Below are 16,172 nucleotides of genomic sequence, written 5' to 3' on the forward strand. Positions count from 1 at the left end.
TTCAGAGCGCTGCGACGATCGCGCGAACGGTCGTGAGCCGTCCGTCGCCGCCGTCACCACGCGTCGGCAAGTGCGCCACTATTGCGCCTTGGGTGAATCTGAAGTTGCCCCGGGTGAGGGACGTCAGCGCATCAAGCGCGTTTTCGGATAAGGAAAATCGCCGCCCGACGTCGAGCGTCAGCCGCCGCTGTTCGAGCGCGAGTTTTGTGACTCCTTTCCCGGCGGCCAGGACACGCACGCGCGACAACTCTAGCAGTGCGTCGACTTCTTCAGGAAACGCCCCGAATCGGTCCCGCAATTCATCTGACACCATATCGATCTCTTCGATCGTTCGCGCGGCCGCGAGCCGCTGATAGAACGCGATCTTCTGACTCGCGCCTTGGACGTAATCCGACGGGATGTATGCGCTCACCGGGATGTCGAGCACCGGCGGGGGTTCGTCGTCGGGCATCGGTTGATCGCGAAGCTTCGCGACCGCCTCTTGCAATATCTGGCAATAGCCGTCGAAGCCGACGGCCGCGATGAAGCCATGTTGTTGACGTCCGAGCAGATTGCCCGCTCCGCGTATCTCGAGATCGCGCATCGCAAGCTGCAGACCGGAGCCGAGATGCGAGAACTCGCGGATCGCTTCGAGCCGGGCCGAAGCGGTCTCGGAAAGCGAGCGATGCGGCTGATAGAGGAAGTACGCGTACGCCTGATGCGCGCTTCGTCCGACGCGTCCTCGCAGCTGATAGAGCTGCGCGAGTCCGAACCGATCGGCGTTGTTGATGATGATCGTGTTCACGTTCGGTATGTCGAGCCCGTTCTCGATGATCGTCGTCGACACGAGTACGTCGAAGCGTCCTTCGACGAAGTCGATCATGACCGTCTCGAGTTCGCCTTCGCGCATCTGACCGTGCCCGACGCGGATACGAGCTCGCGGCGCGAGCCGCTGCACGGCCGCCGCGACGCCATGGATCGTCTCGATGCGGTCGTGGACGAAGTATACCTGTCCGCCTCGGTCGAGTTCGGCCCGCAGCGCCTGCGCTATGAGCGCGTCGCTCGTGGGGGTGACGACGGTCTTGATCGCCATGCGGTTGACGGGCGCCGTCCGGATGAGCGATAGGTCGCGCACGCCGAGCATCGACATGTGGAGCGTCCTCGGTATCGGCGTGGCCGAGAGCGTGATGACGTCGACGCTGCGGCGCAATTCCTTGAGGCGCTCTTTATGCATGACGCCGAAGCGCTGCTCTTCGTCGACGACGACGAGACCGAGACGCGAGAAGCCGACGTCCTTCTGCAGGAGGCGGTGCGTGCCGATCGCGATGTCGATCGAGCCGTCGAGCAGGCCGCGGAGCGATTCCTTCTGCTGCTCGCGCGTCCGGAAACGCGATAGGAGCGCACTCTTCACCGGAAAGGCGGAGAAGCGTTCGGTGAAGTTGCGGAAATGCTGCGCGGCGAGCACCGTCGTCGGTGCGAGCACCGCGACCTGGCGCCGATCCATGATCGCCTTGAACGCCGCGCGGATCGCGACTTCAGTCTTTCCGTAGCCGACGTCGCCGCACACGAGTCTGTCCATCGGCCGCGGCTTTTCCATATCTTCCTTGACCGCGTCGATCGCCGCGCGTTGATCCGGCGTCTCGTCGTATGGGAACGACTCTTCGAGCTCGGCTTGCCACGGCGAATCGGCGGCGAACGCGTGACCCTTCGCCATCTCTCGCTCCGCGTAGAGCTGCACGAGCCCCTCGGCGATCTTCTCGACCGTTTCGCGCACGCGCGATTTCGTCCGCGCCCAATCGCTGCCGCCCATGCGCGAAAGCCGGGGCGTGGCGCCGTCGCCCGCGACGTACTTGCGGATGAGATGCATGTGATCGGTCGGGACGTATAAGCGGTCTTCCCCGAGATATTTGAGCATGACGAAGTCGCGGTCGAAGCCGTCGATCGTGATCTTCTCGAGTCCCAAGTATTGTCCGATGCCGTGGTTCGCATGGACGAAGAACTCGCCGACTTTGAGATCGGCCTCGGTGAGCGGCACGCCTTCCTTCGCTGCTCGAAGCTTGTGGCGCCGGGCGGCGTGTCCGAAGAGTTCGAAGTCGCCGATCACGACGATGCCGTGACGAGTGAGCTCGAAGCCCGCATCGAGCGTGCCCTCGACGACGATCACCGCACCATGCTTGTCGCTCGCTCGAGTTTCGGCCGGCACCGGCGATAACGATATATCGTGTTCGGCGAGGACCTCACGCACGCGCCGGTGTGCGACGGAAACGACGGCGACCGTCTCGCCGGCTCCTGACCGGCGGATCACCTCCTTGGCGAACTCTCCCATGCTGCGCCCGAATGCCGGCGCCGGCTGAGAGGCGATGACGACATGGGTGTCCGCAGCTCGCGCGACGCGTACGTCGCCGAGCGTCGTCGCGAACGAAACGACCGGATGCGATGCCGTGAGCGCGACAAGGACTTCGAACGGAATCGCGCGTGGAGCTGGATCGGATTCGTCGCCGGCGCCGAGCTTCGCTCGGCCCTCGGTCGAGATAGATCTCGACCGCTCCCCGGCGTCGACTTCGACCTCGAGATCGGCGGCGAGGACGGTGGCGTCGTCGCGCTCGCGCGCGAGCGCATCTTCGATCGCGCTGATCGCCGCCGGATCGTCGAGGACGACGATGCGCCGCGCCACGTATTCGAGCGCGCAGCGCCCGCTCTCGCTCGCCTCGTCGCGCCACGGTGCGATGGCGAGGGAATCGACCGCACCGGTCGACCGCTGATCGTGCAGCGCGAACGCCCGCATCGACTCGATGCGATCGCCGAAGAACTCGAGGCGGACCGGCGCCTGCGCGGTCGATGCGAAGATGTCGATGATGCCGCCGCGGACCGCGAACTCGCCGACCGCGTCGACGACGTCGACCCGCTCGTAGCCGAGCTCGACGAGCGAGACGAGCAGCGCTTCCCACGCGCGTTCGTCTCCGACACGCAGCGTAAGCGTCGCCGCTCTGAACGCATCTGGATCCCATAACGGCTGTCGCATCGCCGCCTGCGAGATGCAGTATATCCCGGGTGCACCGGCAGCGAGTGCCGCCAGCGTCTCGAGCCGCGCGCTGCGCTCCGCCGGATTTGCGAGCGCATGTGGCTCGTCGTCGCGCGGCCGCAGCACGCGGACGGGCGAACCTTCGTCTTCGAGATAAAAGGAACAGTCGCTCGCGAAGCGATCGGCTGCGTCCGCCGTCGCCGTCCAAGCGAACACGCAGCCGCCAAGCTCGCGCCAAAGGGCGGATACGACGAACGGGTGCGCGCCGCCGAAGACCTCGCGGATGTCGACGCTGGCGCCCTGGCGGCATGCGCGGACGAGCGCCGCGAACGCGTCGGTGTCGCGCAGCGTGCGAGCGAGGTAGCGGGCGATGTGCGCCAAGTCCAAGTCCCCAAAGCGGTATGAGCCGGGTCGCGCCGACCCGGCCTATCGAAGAAAACGCTCGCGAAGGTTCGGCCCGCGGCCGTACGGTAACCTGTCGCGGGTACACGGCAGTCAAAACCGCATGAGGTCATCTGTGCGAAAAACGGCCGCGGCGTGGATCACCGGAGCTTGCCTCGCCATCGTCTGTGCGGGCGGCTCGGCCGCAGCCTTGCCCGGACCTGACAGCGATAAAGCGTCGACCGCGCCGGCCTCGGCATCTGCGCATGCGAGAGCCTTGATCTGCCCGAAGCCTGCCGATCCCATCAAGATCCGAGTGGTGCGCATATCCGAAGATCCGATACGCGTCGGCACGTCGGTCTCGGGAACGGTCATCGCGACGTGCAACGTCGCAGCCGTGACGGCTCAAGTCGGCACTTTCCGCATCGGTGTGCCCAAGCGGTCGCCGGGCGTATTCCAGACGACCGTCGAAGTTCCACGACTCGCATGGCCCGGACATTTCAAACTCATCGTCACCGCCATCCGCACCGACGGTTTTTCGATCCACGAGACCATCCCGATCGTCGTGACCTGGTGAGTCCAGCCGGGCCGCGCGCGGTCGTGCTCGTCGTCGATTCGGGAGGCATCGGCGCCGCACCGGATCACGAGCGCTTCCACGACGCGGCGGATGTCGACACGCTGGGCAACGCATCGCGGGCGGCGGGCCGCCTCGCGCTTCCGACGTTCGAACGTCTCGGACTGGGTAACATAGCGAAGGTGGCAGGTGTGGCGCCTGTTACGGCCCCGCTCGCATCGGTCGGACGTTTGCGCGAGCGCAGCGCAGGCAAAGACACGATCACCGGTCATTGGGAGATGATGGGCATCGTCATCCGCAACGCGTTCCCGACGTACCCGAACGGGTTTTCGCCTGAAGTCGTCGAGCGGTTCGAGAAGATCGCGGGCAGCAAAGTTCTTGGCAATCGGGCCGCGTCCGGCACGCAGATCATCGAAGAACTCGGCGCGGAACACGTGCGAAGCGGCCGGCCGATCCTCTACACGTCGGCGGACTCCGTCTTCCAAGTCGCGGCACACGAAGAAGTGGTGCCGGTCGAGACGCTGTGGGACTGGTGTGCACGCGCGCGAGAGATGCTCGTCGCGCCGGATCGAGTCAACAGAGTCATCGCACGGCCATTCATTGGCGAGCAAGGTCACTACATCAGGACCGCAAATCGCCGCGATTACGCCGTCGAGCCGCCGTCGCCGAGCATGCTGGAAATCCTCGAGGACGCCGGGATTTCGACGTGCGGCATCGGCAAGATCGGCGATATATTCTGCTGCCAGGGTATTGCGGCCGGTCAACGAACAGCCGACAACGACGAGGGCATCGCGCGCACCATCGAGTGGCTCGACGGCGACAGCGGCGGTTTTTGCTTCACGAATCTCAACGACTTCGACTCGAAGTACGGCCATCGCCGCGACGCTGACGGTTACGCGAAAGCCCTGATCGACCTCGACGGCAAACTGCCACGCATCTTGGATCGACTGAGGACAGGTGACCGCTTGATTCTCACGGCAGACCATGGCTGCGACCCGACCGCGTCGGGCACCGATCACACCCGAGAATACTCACCGCTTGTGGACTACCGGCCCGGCGTCACTGGCGCAGTGCTCGGCGACCTCGAGTCGTTCGCGCAAGTAGGCGCGCGCGTGCTCGCGACGTTCGGTGTGCCCGTGCCTGGGGAAGCGATCGTCGTATGACGGTCCCCGCATCCGTCGCCCTCCTCGAGCGACCGGCACCGCCGCCGCCGTCGCTCGCGCAGCGGCGGGCGTTTTGGCGGCAAGCGCGCCGGCAAGTGCCGCGCACGTGGATCGTGGCGAAACGCGCCTTCGACGTCTGTGCAAGTGTGCTGCTGCTCGTCGTGCTAGCCCCGCTCATGGCGATCATCGCGATCGCGGTCATGATCGCATCGCCCGGTCCGGCGTTCTTCTCGCAAGTGCGCATCGGCAAGGATGGCCGGCCATTCCGCTTCTTCAAATTCCGGACGATGATCGACGGCGCCCACCTGCTTCACGAACGTGTGTTGCGCTTCAATGAATGCGACGGCCCAGCTCTCAAGATCGCGAACGATCCGCGCATGCACGCCCTCGGACCGCTGCTCCGGCGCGCCAGCCTCGACGAACTGCCGCAGCTATGGAACGTGTTGCGCGGCGACATGAGCCTTGTCGGACCGAGGCCTGCGCTGCCGGCGGAGGTCGAGGGTTACGAGCCGCACTATTTCGTGCGCCAGTCGGTCATGCCCGGGCTTACCGGCCTCTGGCAAGTGAGCGGCCGTGCGAACGTGCCCTTCCGCCGATGGATGGCGATGGACGTGTGGTACGCTCGGAATTGGAACCCGGTCGTCGATCTAGTGCTGCTCCTCCGCACGGTGCCCGCCGTCGTGCGCCGCGACGGGGCGTGGTAAGGGCGCTCACCCACAAAGGCCTCCTCATCGTCATCGCGGTCGCCTGCGGCGCGACGATGTTCGACCCATGCGCGGTGCGCGCCGTCGAAGAACCGCAGCCTGTCGGTGATGCTCCGATCACCGTCTCCGCGACGCGCGTCGAATACTACAGCGATCTGGCGCTCGTCGTGGCCCGCGGCGACGCGTCCGTCGAACTGCCCGACGGCGCCGCGGTCCACGGGGATGTGTTCCTCATGGATTTGCGCCAGCAGCGGCTCGTCGTCGCCGGTCACGTGACCCTGTCGACGCGCGAGGGCACGTACTCGGGCGCCGCGTTCGCCGACTTCCTCGCATTCAAGCGCTCGTATTTCATCCCGCTCGATCCGGCAGACCGCTGGACCTATCTCGCGAGCGACTACGCGCATCCGCAGCTCGGGCGGCAAATGCCGGGCGACGCGTTCTTCCTCACCGGCGTCGGCGGCCACCACCCGTACGTCGTCGGCAAGAGCGCGATCATCGATCCCAATGCGTACGTCAGCTTCGAACCGGCGATCGTCGACGTGCTCGACGTCCTCCCGACCCCGCCCTTGCCTTCGTTCGTGGACAACTTCTCGTCCGATCCGAGCTTCGGCGAAAACTCGCTGCCGGGCGCGACGCTCGACGCGCCGTACACGTTCTACGGCACGCCGCACTCGCTCGATGCGTTCCACTTGCGCTACGACCAGTCGCTGCCGGTCAAAGGCTACATCGCGTACGAGCATCATTCGGTGTTCGGCGATCGGGGGTACGCGGTGTTCAGCCTCGTCCCGGCGACACAGCCGGACAAACAGTGGAACCTGCTCGCGTACGACCCCGCAGGCCCGGTCGACGCGTTCGCGCTTCAGGCGCAACTGTTCACGACGCAAAGCGGTTTCGCCGCACCGACGAGCGCGCACGGATTCGTCGATCTGCGGCTGCTGCACGTCCTGCGCCAGTCGTCGGTCCAGCTCGACGCGACCGATATGTACGACACGCTCCTCGCGCAAGGACAGCCCGATCATCCATCGATCGTCGGGATCGATTGGTCGTCGTTCGACGAACCGATCTGGCGGACGGGGATCGAGCTCCGTCTACGATCGGGCATCGCGACGATGCACGACGCGTTCGGCGTCGCGGGTTCGTCGAAACAAGACGTGCTGTCCGAGCACATCGGCGCGACGGCGGCCTCGCCGGTCGTGCCGGGGCCGCTCGGCTTCGGGTTCGACGCGACCGCCGGCGCGACGCGCACGTGGCTCTCGTTCCCGAACACGATCGACACGGCGACGGTCGCCGTCAGCGCTGCGAGAGCGCTCGCCCCTCGCGTCTACTCGACCTTGACGTGGTCGGTCGGAACGCTCGACGCATCGAGCCCGACACAGGTAGTCATCTCGCCGAACGTGACGACGGGGCTCACTCCGACGCCGCTATCTCCGAACGGGCTGCCCGTGTTCGGAGTGCCGTCCATCTACAGGCGCACGACGTCGCGCGCGTACGCGCTCATCGGATCGTGGCAGCCGTCGCCGGAGTTCCAGTTCTCGTCGACGCTGCAGAAGACGGCGTACTCGCCCGTGCAGCTGCCCGCGCCGCTCGCGGTCACCGCGACCGCGCGCATGCGTTTGACGAAATCGCTTTACGTGAGCGTCGCCCGCAGCTATTTCTTCAACTTCGAAGGCCAGAGATGGTCGCCGCAATTCGTCCTCCAGGTGACCGGGCAATGAGCGCGCGCCGGATAGCCGCCGCGGCGGGCGCGCTCGTCGCGATCGTCTTCGCCGCGGCTGTCTCTGCCGCGCCCGCCCCGCTCATCGCGTCCGGGCAGGTTGTCGATCTGGAACGTGGCTACATCGTCTTCGCGACCGGCGATGCTTTCAAACTCGATCCTGCGGCGCGCATCGTCGACATCAGCACGCGCATCGCGCCGACATATCCGATCGCACCGGGCATCTTCGCCTCGATCACGATCGATCGGGCGACGGCGCTCGTCACCGACGTGCGGACGTCGCTCGATCCGCTCGCCGAGGGCATGCCCATCGCTCAAGTACCACGTGCTCTCGTCTCGGCCGCGTCACCGCCGAAACGGAACCCCGATCTCGCCCCGCCGCCGAAGACGTTCCACAGCCAGTTGTCGAGCGCGGTGCGCGTCACGATCGACGTCGAAGTGCCGCCCGAAACGCCGCTCGGCGACGACATCTACATCACGACCGATTCGAGCGGCTGGAACGCGCAGGCGATCAAGATGCAGCGCGTCAACGGCCGGCACTTCCGCATCCAAGTCGATCTCGGGGTCGGCACGCAGTTCCGCTATCTTTTCACGCGCGGTTCGTGGCAGTCGGTCGAACGCGCGCGCTCTGGCCTCGAGCGCGACCCGCGCACGCTCGTCGTCGCCAGCGGCGATTCCATGGTGCTCGATGTGACGGTGTATCGCTGGGCGGACATCCAGTGAACCGTCGTCGCGCGATCGAGCATTGAGACGAACGGCCCGTTTGCCCGGACGCGAAAAGCGCTAGCATTATATATCGCGATCCAGCGGATCTTCACAAAAGGAGACCCTCATGCTCCGTCGTCTTCTCGCCGCAACTGCGGTCGTTTTTCTGTCGGCCTGCGCGAGCCGTGGCGTCGTCACGCCTTCGGCGCCTGGCGGGGGCACCGCATCGCTCGGCATTGCTGCGCATCGCGCCTCACCGGACGCTATCGTCGAAAAGCTCGTGCGTTCGAAGAACGCGGGGCCGCTCGGCATCGTCACCGGTCCCGACGGCAATATCTGGTTCACCGAGAATCTGAAGAACAGGATCGGCAAACTCGATTCGACCAACCACATCACCGAGTTCACGATCCCGACGCTCAAGAGCCATCCCAACCATATCATCGTCGGGCCTGACAACGATCTCTGGTTCAGCGAGTCTACGGGCGACAAGGTCGCGAAGATAACCACAGCCGGCACGATCACGGAATACCCGCTGCCGAAGCTCGGCTCCGAACCGGGCGGCTTGGCCGTCGGACCGGACGGCGACGTCTGGTTCTCTGAGACGTTCCACAACAGGATCGCCAAGATCAGCCCGACGACCGGAGCGATCACCGAGATGAAGCTGCCCGAGGCGCGCTCGGAGCCTGCGTTCCTCGCGAAAGCGTCGGACGGGTCGATGTGGTTCACCGAGTTCCTCGGCGATCGCATCGGCGAGGTGAAGACGAACGGCACGATCGTCGAATTCGCGATACCGACCGCGAACGCGGCGCCGGCGGGTATCGCGGCCGGTCCCGACGGAAATCTTTGGTTCGTCGAGGAGGCGGCGAGCAAGATCGGTCGCATCACGAAGACGGGGACGATCACCGAGTTCCCGACGACGACCGCCGCCGCGAAACCCCTCGTCATCACGCCGGGGCCTTCGGGTCAGAACGACCTCTGGTTCACCGAATCCGGCGCGAACAACATCGCGAAGATAACGACGAGCGGCGCCATCACAGAGTTCGGCGTGCCGACGGCCAATAGCGAGCCGCACGATATCTTCGTCGGCGCGGGCAGCGTCGTGTGGTTCACAGAGTTCGCGGCCGACCGGATCGGCTCCGACACGTCGCCGTAACGGCCATAGCAAACGCGTCTAGGACACGCGGCGCAGCCAAAGGCTCCCGCCGACGTGTCCGCGGCCTGATTCGAACGACGGGAACGCCTCGCCGGTCGCATCCGGATGTCGCGAGCTCATGAAGCTGCTGCCCCACAGGACCCGGAACGAGTCGTTGAACGCGAGAAACGCCTGGAGCAGATATTGCTCCGTCCAGAAGAATCTTTCGCGCATCACCAAGTCCTTGGGATACTGCGCCGGCATGAAGATGTCGTGGAAGTGGACGAGGACGCCTACGCGCAATCTCGGCACTATCTCGAGCAGCTCGTAGCAGACGTCGCCGCCGATCCGGACGACATGCGTCGAATCGATGAAGAGTATGTCGCCCGAGCCTAGCCTATCGAAGGTGTCGAGCGGGATGTCTTCCGCACGCGAGACGTTGATCGAGACGCGTTCGCCGGCGATCGGTGCGAGCATCGGCGGCGGCGCGGGGTCGTACGAATCGAGGCGGCCTGGAGATCCGTCGCGCGCGTTGAGGTCGAGCGCCTCCTTGGCGAGAAGCGTCGAGAACCCCGAGCCGATCTCGATGATCCGCTTCGGTCGTTCGCTGCGGATCATACAGTGCAAGATCTCCGCGTCGACGGGACCGAAGAACGGATTCTCCATGTAGAAGCGCGGCGGAGCATCGCGGCTCGGTACGCGCTCTATCGCGCCGTACTCATGCTTGAACCGCGCGGCGAAGGACTCGAGCAGCTTGAGTTGCTCGGATTCTCGCATATCGATGCCGACGAGCTCGGACGGCTCGCTCCAGATGCGAGGCCCGAGCTCGCGCGTGTCCGGAACGGGTTGCGTGTGGTGGACCGGCGTCACGTGGATGCCGAGCCGCTCGAATACCGGAAAGGCCTTCAGATAAAGCGACTTCAAGACCGAGCGCATACGATCACCCGTGCTCCCGCCGCTGCGTTAGTACCTGCCGCCTCCGCGTGCGAGCAGCATGATAAGGAAGGCGAGCGCTATCCACGACGTCGCGAGCATCATCGCATAAGGGGCGCTCGGCGCGAACTCGATCGAAAGCCTCGAGGCGTGCGCCGACGGCGCTAACTGCCAGCCGGCCGCATAGCCGTCAGCGATTCGCGCCGCTCCAAGATCGCGACCGTCGATCGTCGCACGCCAATAAGAAGACCAGCCGGCTCGCAATACGACGAACGAGCTGTCGTGCGCGGGAACGATCGCCTCGAACGATCCGCGCAGACGATCGGACGATAGGCCCTGGAGCGGCCGCTCTTGTGGCACACCGTTTGGTGCGCCATAAGGTATGTTATGTGGTATGCCGAGCGAAGCTCGGCCGAGCTGGGCTTGCGGTAGCGACGCGGAAACGGCGACGATCCCCTTTCCATTGCCCTCGAGAGAATCATCGCCTGCCTTCGTCGCAAGCGCTCGCCATTCAACCGCCGGCGCGACGGCCCGGCCGTTCAAGACCGCGCCGCTCGGTGCATACACCCAGGTGACGCCGGCCGCCGGCTGTTCCCATCGATATACCAACGTCGAGCGCGTGAACAGCACGGGCCAGCGCGGTTCTGCTAGATCCGGATCGAGGAGCGCCCAGCGCTCGCCGCCGATCCAAGCCGTCCGCGGATCGTCCGTGCTCGACGCGGTGTCTTCTCGCGGCACGACCGAAAACGCCGGATCGCATCGCGCGTATGCCGTCAGATCGAGCATCAGTGCGCCGCGAAGGTCGGGTTCGCACGCGGGCGTGCCCGCGGCGAGCGCGATGACCGACGCGACGGGTGGCGACGCGGGTGCGATAGCGGCCCCGACCGTACCTTCGTGAACGCTCGCAGACGTGGCGATCCGCTGGCTGACGAGTCCGCGCCGGACGATCGAATCCGCGACGTCGAGCCGCTCGAGCATCGCTGTCGAAAGAGGCCGCGAGCGATCCGCAAGCGCGTCGACGTACGCGAGCACGCCTGTCGGATGGAATGCGCTCGCGTCCGGATGCGGGCCAAGCGAAAGCTGATACGGATCGGCGCCCCCGATCGAATTCGGCGGACCGAGCGGAGGCGTCGCGGGCAACCACAAAATGCGGTCGTCGCCCGGGATGGGCGGCGCTTGCGCAAGGCCGCTGACGAATGGCACGAGCGATGCGGCGCGGCCGGCTACGGTCGGATAGAGCAGCACGCATGCGAGGCCGAACGCGACGGCGCCCGCGAAAAACCGGAGAACGGAGCGGCGAGCGAGTGCTGCTTCGAGCGCAACAGCTCCTGCCGCCGTCGCGCACGCGACGACGAGCGGCGCGAGGAAAAGCAGGTCGTAGAATTCGCGGAAGACCTGCATAGGCGTGACGCGTTCGAAGAGCCACACCAAGAGAATCCCGATCGGGCCGGCGGTTCCGGTCGCGACCAGCCCTAATCCGAGGGCGAACACCGCGACCCGGCGCATCGCACCGCCGAACGCGAGCGCTGCGACGAATGCGACGACCGACAGCGACGCGAATGAGGCGATCGTGATCGGAAAGGCCGTAGAAGCGAAGTAGTTCGCGAAGTACGCGGTGCCGTCGATCGCGTGCTGCCATGGCACGCTCTTGTCCGAAAGCCAGATAGCGAGTTGCGCTTCCGGTCCGAAGACGCCGGAGCGATACGCGACGATCGTCGAGTACGCCGCCGGCAACCAGGTGAGCGCAGCGACCGCCCACACGGCGAGCCACGCGCGAGCGCGCACGCGTCCCCAGCCCGCGACCGGCAGCAGCAAGAGGAGGATGAGCCCGACCTGCACCTGTGCGAACGCAGAGGCTGCACAGAGCGCGCACGCCGCCCACGCACGGACGCCGCCGCCCTTTGCGACGGCATCGAACGCGATAAGCGCTGCCGGCACGAGCGACGCGCAAGCGATGAAGCCGAGCTGTCCGCTCGCAAGCTTCGTCGCGAGAAAAGGCGACCCGGCGTAGAGCGCGCCGGCGACGAAGCGCCCCCATCCCTTCGAAACGCCGAAGAGTTTTTCGGCCGCGACGTCGGTTGCGAAGGCCGCACCGGTGAACGCGATAAGGATGAAGAGGCGCAGTCCTAGCGCCGGTGAGATCCAGACGAGCGCGCCGAGCAGCAGCCACGGCAGCGAGACCTGCGGCAACACGTGCGCGACGCCGAGATCGGTATCCCACCACGGCGCGACGAGCGACGGAAGATACGTGCCCCGTTGCTGATCGAGGCACGGATACGCCCAGTCGTGCAATCCCATCGGGCATGCACCGACGTGCGTCCAAAACGGCAGCATCCAAAGGACGCCGAGGATCGCGTACGCCGCCGCGCGTACGCCAAGGCCGGACAGGTGTGAACGCGGAGCGCTTGAAATCACGCCGCTCATGGATCGCATCGCGAGCCGCATTTCACGCCGCTGCGCGCACGCGCCTTCACCGGCGTTCGTGTGAACGCATCGGTCGTCGTCCCCGCTTATCAGGAAGAGGCGTCGATCGGCGCGCTGCTCGACACGCTGCGCGAACAGGAGACGCGCACACACGCGATCGGTGAGATACTCGTTTTCGACGACGGCTCGACCGACGCGACGGCCGAGGTCGTGCGTGGGCGCGCACAGCGTGACCGCCGGATCCGTCTGCTCTGCGGCTCGCCGCGAGTCGGACGAGCGGACGCTTGCAACGCCCTCTTCGCTCAAGCCCTCGGTGATGCCACCGTCAAGTTCGACGCGGACGTCATTCCTCGCGCAGGCGCCGTCGACGCGCTGTGCGACGCGCTCGCTCGTGGCGCTTCGATGTCATTCGGCGTCTGCGAGCCGCTATCGCGGCGGCGGTCGTTCGTCGCACGCGGCAGCGCGCACGCGGCGCGCATCGTCCGAATGCTGCAGCGCGGTCCGCGAGGCGCCGACTTCGCGGTCGGACGGATCCTCGCGCTGCGAGGCGATGTCGCGCGCTCGTTCGCCGTGCCCGGCGACGTCACGAACGAGGACCACTGGCTCTCGTTGAAGGTGCGCGCGGGCGGCGGCATCGTGGCGCTGGCGCCGGACGCGTCGTGCCGCTTCTTCGCCCCCGACACGTTCGACGATTATCGCCGCCAGTCGAACCGCGTACGCGAAGGCGAGCGTCAGCTCGAGCGCATCGCAAAGCTCGTACCGATGTCGCTGGGCGATCTCATGCCGGCGATCGCGCGCTGTGCGATCCGCGATCCGATCGGCGCCGCTTGCTGGGCGACCATCTACGCCGCGTCGTTGTTGACGACGTCGCGCGAGCGTCCGGTCGACGAGATTCCGATCAGGTCGTCGAAGGGCGCGACGGAGGAGAACGCCGGCGCGCGCTCGTGAGAAGGCCGCGGATTAGCCCGACCGTATAGGCGAGATGATGGACGACGATGCCGAACGGCAAGGCGAGCCGGACACCGAGCCCGATGCGGCCGGGATGGGCGAGCAGCGCGACCGCGAGGTAGGCGGCGGCGACTCCCGCGAGCGCAGCGGCGCGGTCGATACCAGGCCAGAACGGCACGCATGCGAGCGCGATCGCCGCAGCGATGACGAGCGGCGGTCCGGCGAAAGTCCAGCGTTTCGAACGCGGGTAGCCCGCGCGGATAAAGCACCCGCGCGACCATCCGACGTTCTGGATCTGCCAGAAGTGCTTGGGCACGAGAACGCGTCTATAATGGAAGACAAACGCGCTGGGTTCGTACCAGATCAAGCCGCCGCCGTCGGCGAGGCGGCCGCACAGGTCGGTGTCCTCTCCCCCGTACCAGTCGGTCGCCCAGCCGCCCGCAGCGTCGAGCGCCGCTTTACGGATCGCGAGATTGTACGCAGGAAAGTCGTCGCATTCTCGAGGCGCGTCGCTCCAGAATCGAAAGCGTAGGGGGCCGCTTCCGAGCCGCGTTTCCATGACGGCCGCACTCACCCGTTCCCAAAAGGTTTGGTCGTCAGGCATGAGCCCCGGTCCGCCGACGCCCGCCGTCCGGGGATGCGCGCGGAGCGCAGCGGCCACGCGGTCGAGCCAGTCAGGCGGCGGATAGGCGTCGTCGTCGAGATAGACGTACGCGTCGACGCCGGGCAGCGCGGCGGCCGCGATGTCGCGCTTTTCGGCCGGGCTCGTCAAGCGGTTCGCGCGCGTCACGAGGTTGATGAAATGTGCGTCTGCGGGCAGCTCGACCGTCTCGTCGGTGACGACCGCGATCGTGCGCGGCTCGTATGCGAGAGCGACACACGCGCGAAAGCAACGCTGCGTGCGGCCGTCCGGATGCGCGACGGGTACGATCACCGCCAGCCGAAGGGGCGCTTCGCTCACGGCAGTGTGAAGACGAAAAGCCTGCCCGGCCGTGAGATCCCCGCGAGCCGCTGGGCGAGCGGGCCCTGGCGCGCAACGCCGCCATCCCAGCCCGCGAATACCGCGACGTACTGTTTGCCGCCCACTATGTAGATGACCGGTACGCCCGCCACCGCGGCGCCGAGATCGTGTTGCCAAAGCACGGCACCCGTGCGCTCGTCGAACGCGCGGAAGACGCCGTCGGCGCCGCCGCTGAACACGAGTCCGGACGCGGTCGCGACCGCGCCGTCGTACCACGGCAGCTCCGAGGGGAATGACCACCGGACTCGACGCGCGCGTACGTCCCAGGCGATGAACGCGCCGTAGCCGCGCGCGCCCGGCTCGGGATACTGCGCCGCATCTTCGCCGTTATCGGCCTGGGGGTCCACCAGCATCCTCGTGCACGCGTGCACGATCCCGAAAAACGCGAGGCCCGTCGCCGGGTCGAACGCCGACGGCGGCCAGTTCTTGCCGCCGACCGTGCCCGGGCACGACAGCCGGGCATCGCGCTCTGCAGGCCGCTCCGATCCGTCGGCGTCGTAACCGTCGATCGTCGTCGAGGGCACGAAGGGCGTCGCGGAGATGAAACGCCCGCCGGCTCGATCCAGGAGGAAGAAAAAGCCGTTGCGGTTCGCTTGGTAGATCGCAGGCTCGACGCGCTTGCCGGCGTGAAGGTCGACGAGCACCGGTTCGTTCGTGCCGTCGTAATCCCAGAGGTCGTGCGGCGTGAACTGGAAGTGCCACTTCATGCGTCCGGTCGCCGGGTCAAGCGCGAGGAGGCTGTCGGTGTAGAGGTTCGCGCCCTGGCGTCTGTCGCCACGCCACGGCATCGGATTGCCGACGCCCCAGTAGAGCGTGTCGCTCTGCGCGTCGTACGAACCCGTCTGCCACGCCGCGCCGCCCCACCGCGCTCCGCGGCGAGGCCATGTGTCGCCGCCGGGTTCGCTTGGCGCGGCGATCGTCTCGTGGCGCCAGCGCAACGCGCCCGTCGCCGGATCGAGCGCTGCGATAAACCCGCGTGTCGGGTACTCGCCGCCGGCGCTGCCGACGATGACGCGATCGTCGACGACGAGCGGCGCCCCCGTGAACGAGTAGCCCCGACCCGCCGGAGCGAGCGATCGCGACCAGACGACGCCGCCGTCCCTCGCGTCGAGCGCGACGACGCGACAGTCGATCGTCGCGATGAAGACGTCGCCGCCGAACGCCGCAGCACCGCGATTGACGGCGCCGCAGCAGATGTGGTCGGTCGCACCCGGGGTCATCTGATGGTGGTACGTCCATAAGGTGCGACCGTCGGTTGCGTCGAGCGCGACGACGCCGTCGTCAGGCAGCGTCGCGATGAGGAAGCGGCCGTTGACGATCGGCGCTGTTTCGTGGCTTGCCAGCGACGGATCATCGAACGTGAAAGCGACGCGCAAGCGCGCGACGTTGGAGGCGTCGACGCGAGTGAACGGGACGCGAGCGTGACCATCGTACGTGCGGCGGTACATGAGCCAGCCGTCGTCGCTCTCCGC

At 66.5% G+C, this 16,172-nt stretch carries 12 protein-coding genes; 7 read left to right on the forward strand and 5 right to left on the reverse strand.

The window, feature by feature from the left end; genetic code table 11:
* Position 1 precedes the first annotated feature (1 nt).
* A complete protein-coding gene (mfd, locus tag VFO25_06100; protein ID HET9342465.1) occupies positions 2–3,382 on the reverse strand; it encodes a transcription-repair coupling factor in 3,381 nt (1,126 codons plus the stop codon).
* Positions 3,383–3,518: 136 nt separating this feature from the next.
* Here mfd and VFO25_06105 point away from each other — a divergent pair, with 136 nt between their 5' ends.
* The 6 genes from VFO25_06105 (at position 3,519) to VFO25_06130 (ending at position 9,395) form a co-directional block, all read left to right on the forward strand.
* Positions 3,519–3,959, forward strand: a complete 441-nt coding sequence (locus VFO25_06105; protein ID HET9342466.1) for a hypothetical protein — start codon at positions 3,519–3,521, stop codon at positions 3,957–3,959.
* Entirely contained in the window at positions 3,956–5,119 is a 1,164-nt protein-coding gene (locus VFO25_06110) for a phosphopentomutase (protein HET9342467.1), read from the forward strand. Before VFO25_06105 ends, VFO25_06110 begins: the two co-directional genes overlap by 4 nt.
* Entirely contained in the window at positions 5,116–5,823 is a 708-nt protein-coding gene (locus VFO25_06115) for a sugar transferase (protein HET9342468.1), read from the forward strand. Before VFO25_06110 ends, VFO25_06115 begins: the two co-directional genes overlap by 4 nt.
* Positions 5,817–7,538, forward strand: coding sequence for a hypothetical protein (locus VFO25_06120; GenBank protein HET9342469.1), 1,722 nt, complete (start codon positions 5,817–5,819; stop codon positions 7,536–7,538). The genes VFO25_06115 and VFO25_06120 overlap by 7 nt, the downstream gene beginning before the upstream one ends.
* On the forward strand, positions 7,535–8,260 hold the full coding sequence (locus VFO25_06125) for a hypothetical protein (GenBank protein ID HET9342470.1): 726 nt from the start codon (positions 7,535–7,537) through the stop codon (positions 8,258–8,260). Before VFO25_06120 ends, VFO25_06125 begins: the two co-directional genes overlap by 4 nt.
* A gap of 109 nt (positions 8,261–8,369) precedes the next feature.
* Complete coding sequence (locus VFO25_06130; GenBank protein HET9342471.1) at positions 8,370–9,395, forward strand: hypothetical protein; 1,026 nt, start codon at positions 8,370–8,372, stop codon at positions 9,393–9,395.
* An 18-nt stretch (positions 9,396–9,413) separates the two neighbouring features.
* Here the strand turns inward: VFO25_06130 and VFO25_06135 are convergent, their stop codons facing one another.
* Complete coding sequence (locus tag VFO25_06135; protein ID HET9342472.1) at positions 9,414–10,310, reverse strand: class I SAM-dependent methyltransferase; 897 nt, start codon at positions 10,308–10,310, stop codon at positions 9,414–9,416.
* A gap of 27 nt (positions 10,311–10,337) precedes the next feature.
* The gene (locus VFO25_06140; GenBank protein HET9342473.1) at positions 10,338–12,740 is read right to left on the reverse strand and encodes a hypothetical protein; all 2,403 of its coding nucleotides are present in this window, start codon (positions 12,738–12,740) and stop codon (positions 10,338–10,340) included.
* 51 nt (positions 12,741–12,791) lie between these two features.
* Between VFO25_06140 and VFO25_06145 the strand changes: the two genes are divergently transcribed.
* On the forward strand, positions 12,792–13,679 hold the full coding sequence (locus VFO25_06145; protein HET9342474.1) for a glycosyltransferase: 888 nt from the start codon (positions 12,792–12,794) through the stop codon (positions 13,677–13,679).
* Here the strand turns inward: VFO25_06145 and VFO25_06150 are convergent.
* Positions 13,630–14,640, reverse strand: a complete 1,011-nt coding sequence (locus tag VFO25_06150) for a glycosyltransferase family 2 protein (GenBank protein HET9342475.1) — start codon at positions 14,638–14,640, stop codon at positions 13,630–13,632. The genes VFO25_06145 and VFO25_06150 overlap by 50 nt on opposite strands.
* Positions 14,637–16,148 carry a PQQ-binding-like beta-propeller repeat protein gene (locus VFO25_06155; GenBank protein ID HET9342476.1) on the reverse strand — a complete coding sequence of 504 codons (1,512 nt, stop codon included), beginning with the start codon at positions 16,146–16,148 and terminating at the stop codon, positions 14,637–14,639. The genes VFO25_06150 and VFO25_06155 overlap by 4 nt, the downstream gene beginning before the upstream one ends.
* Positions 16,149–16,172 lie beyond the last annotated feature (24 nt).

This window comes from Candidatus Eremiobacteraceae bacterium (assembly GCA_035710745.1).
In the GTDB taxonomy this organism is placed as follows: domain Bacteria; phylum Vulcanimicrobiota; class Vulcanimicrobiia; order Eremiobacterales; family Eremiobacteraceae; genus JANWLL01.

What these genes read in the sequence shown, in the direction of transcription:
- VFO25_06135 (HET9342472.1), bottom strand. Translation starts at nt 10,310, where the DNA reads ATGCGCTCGGTCTTGAAGTCGCTTTATCTGAAGGCCTTTCCGGTATTC.
- VFO25_06140 (HET9342473.1), bottom strand. Translation starts at nt 12,740, where the DNA reads ATGCGATCCATGAGCGGCGTGATTTCAAGCGCTCCGCGTTCACACCTG.
- VFO25_06115 (HET9342468.1), top strand. Translation starts at nt 5,116, where the DNA reads ATGACGGTCCCCGCATCCGTCGCCCTCCTCGAGCGACCGGCACCGCCG.
- VFO25_06125 (HET9342470.1), top strand. Translation starts at nt 7,535, where the DNA reads ATGAGCGCGCGCCGGATAGCCGCCGCGGCGGGCGCGCTCGTCGCGATC.
- VFO25_06155 (HET9342476.1), bottom strand. Translation starts at nt 16,148, where the DNA reads ATGTACCGCCGCACGTACGATGGTCACGCTCGCGTCCCGTTCACTCGC.
- VFO25_06130 (HET9342471.1), top strand. Translation starts at nt 8,370, where the DNA reads ATGCTCCGTCGTCTTCTCGCCGCAACTGCGGTCGTTTTTCTGTCGGCC.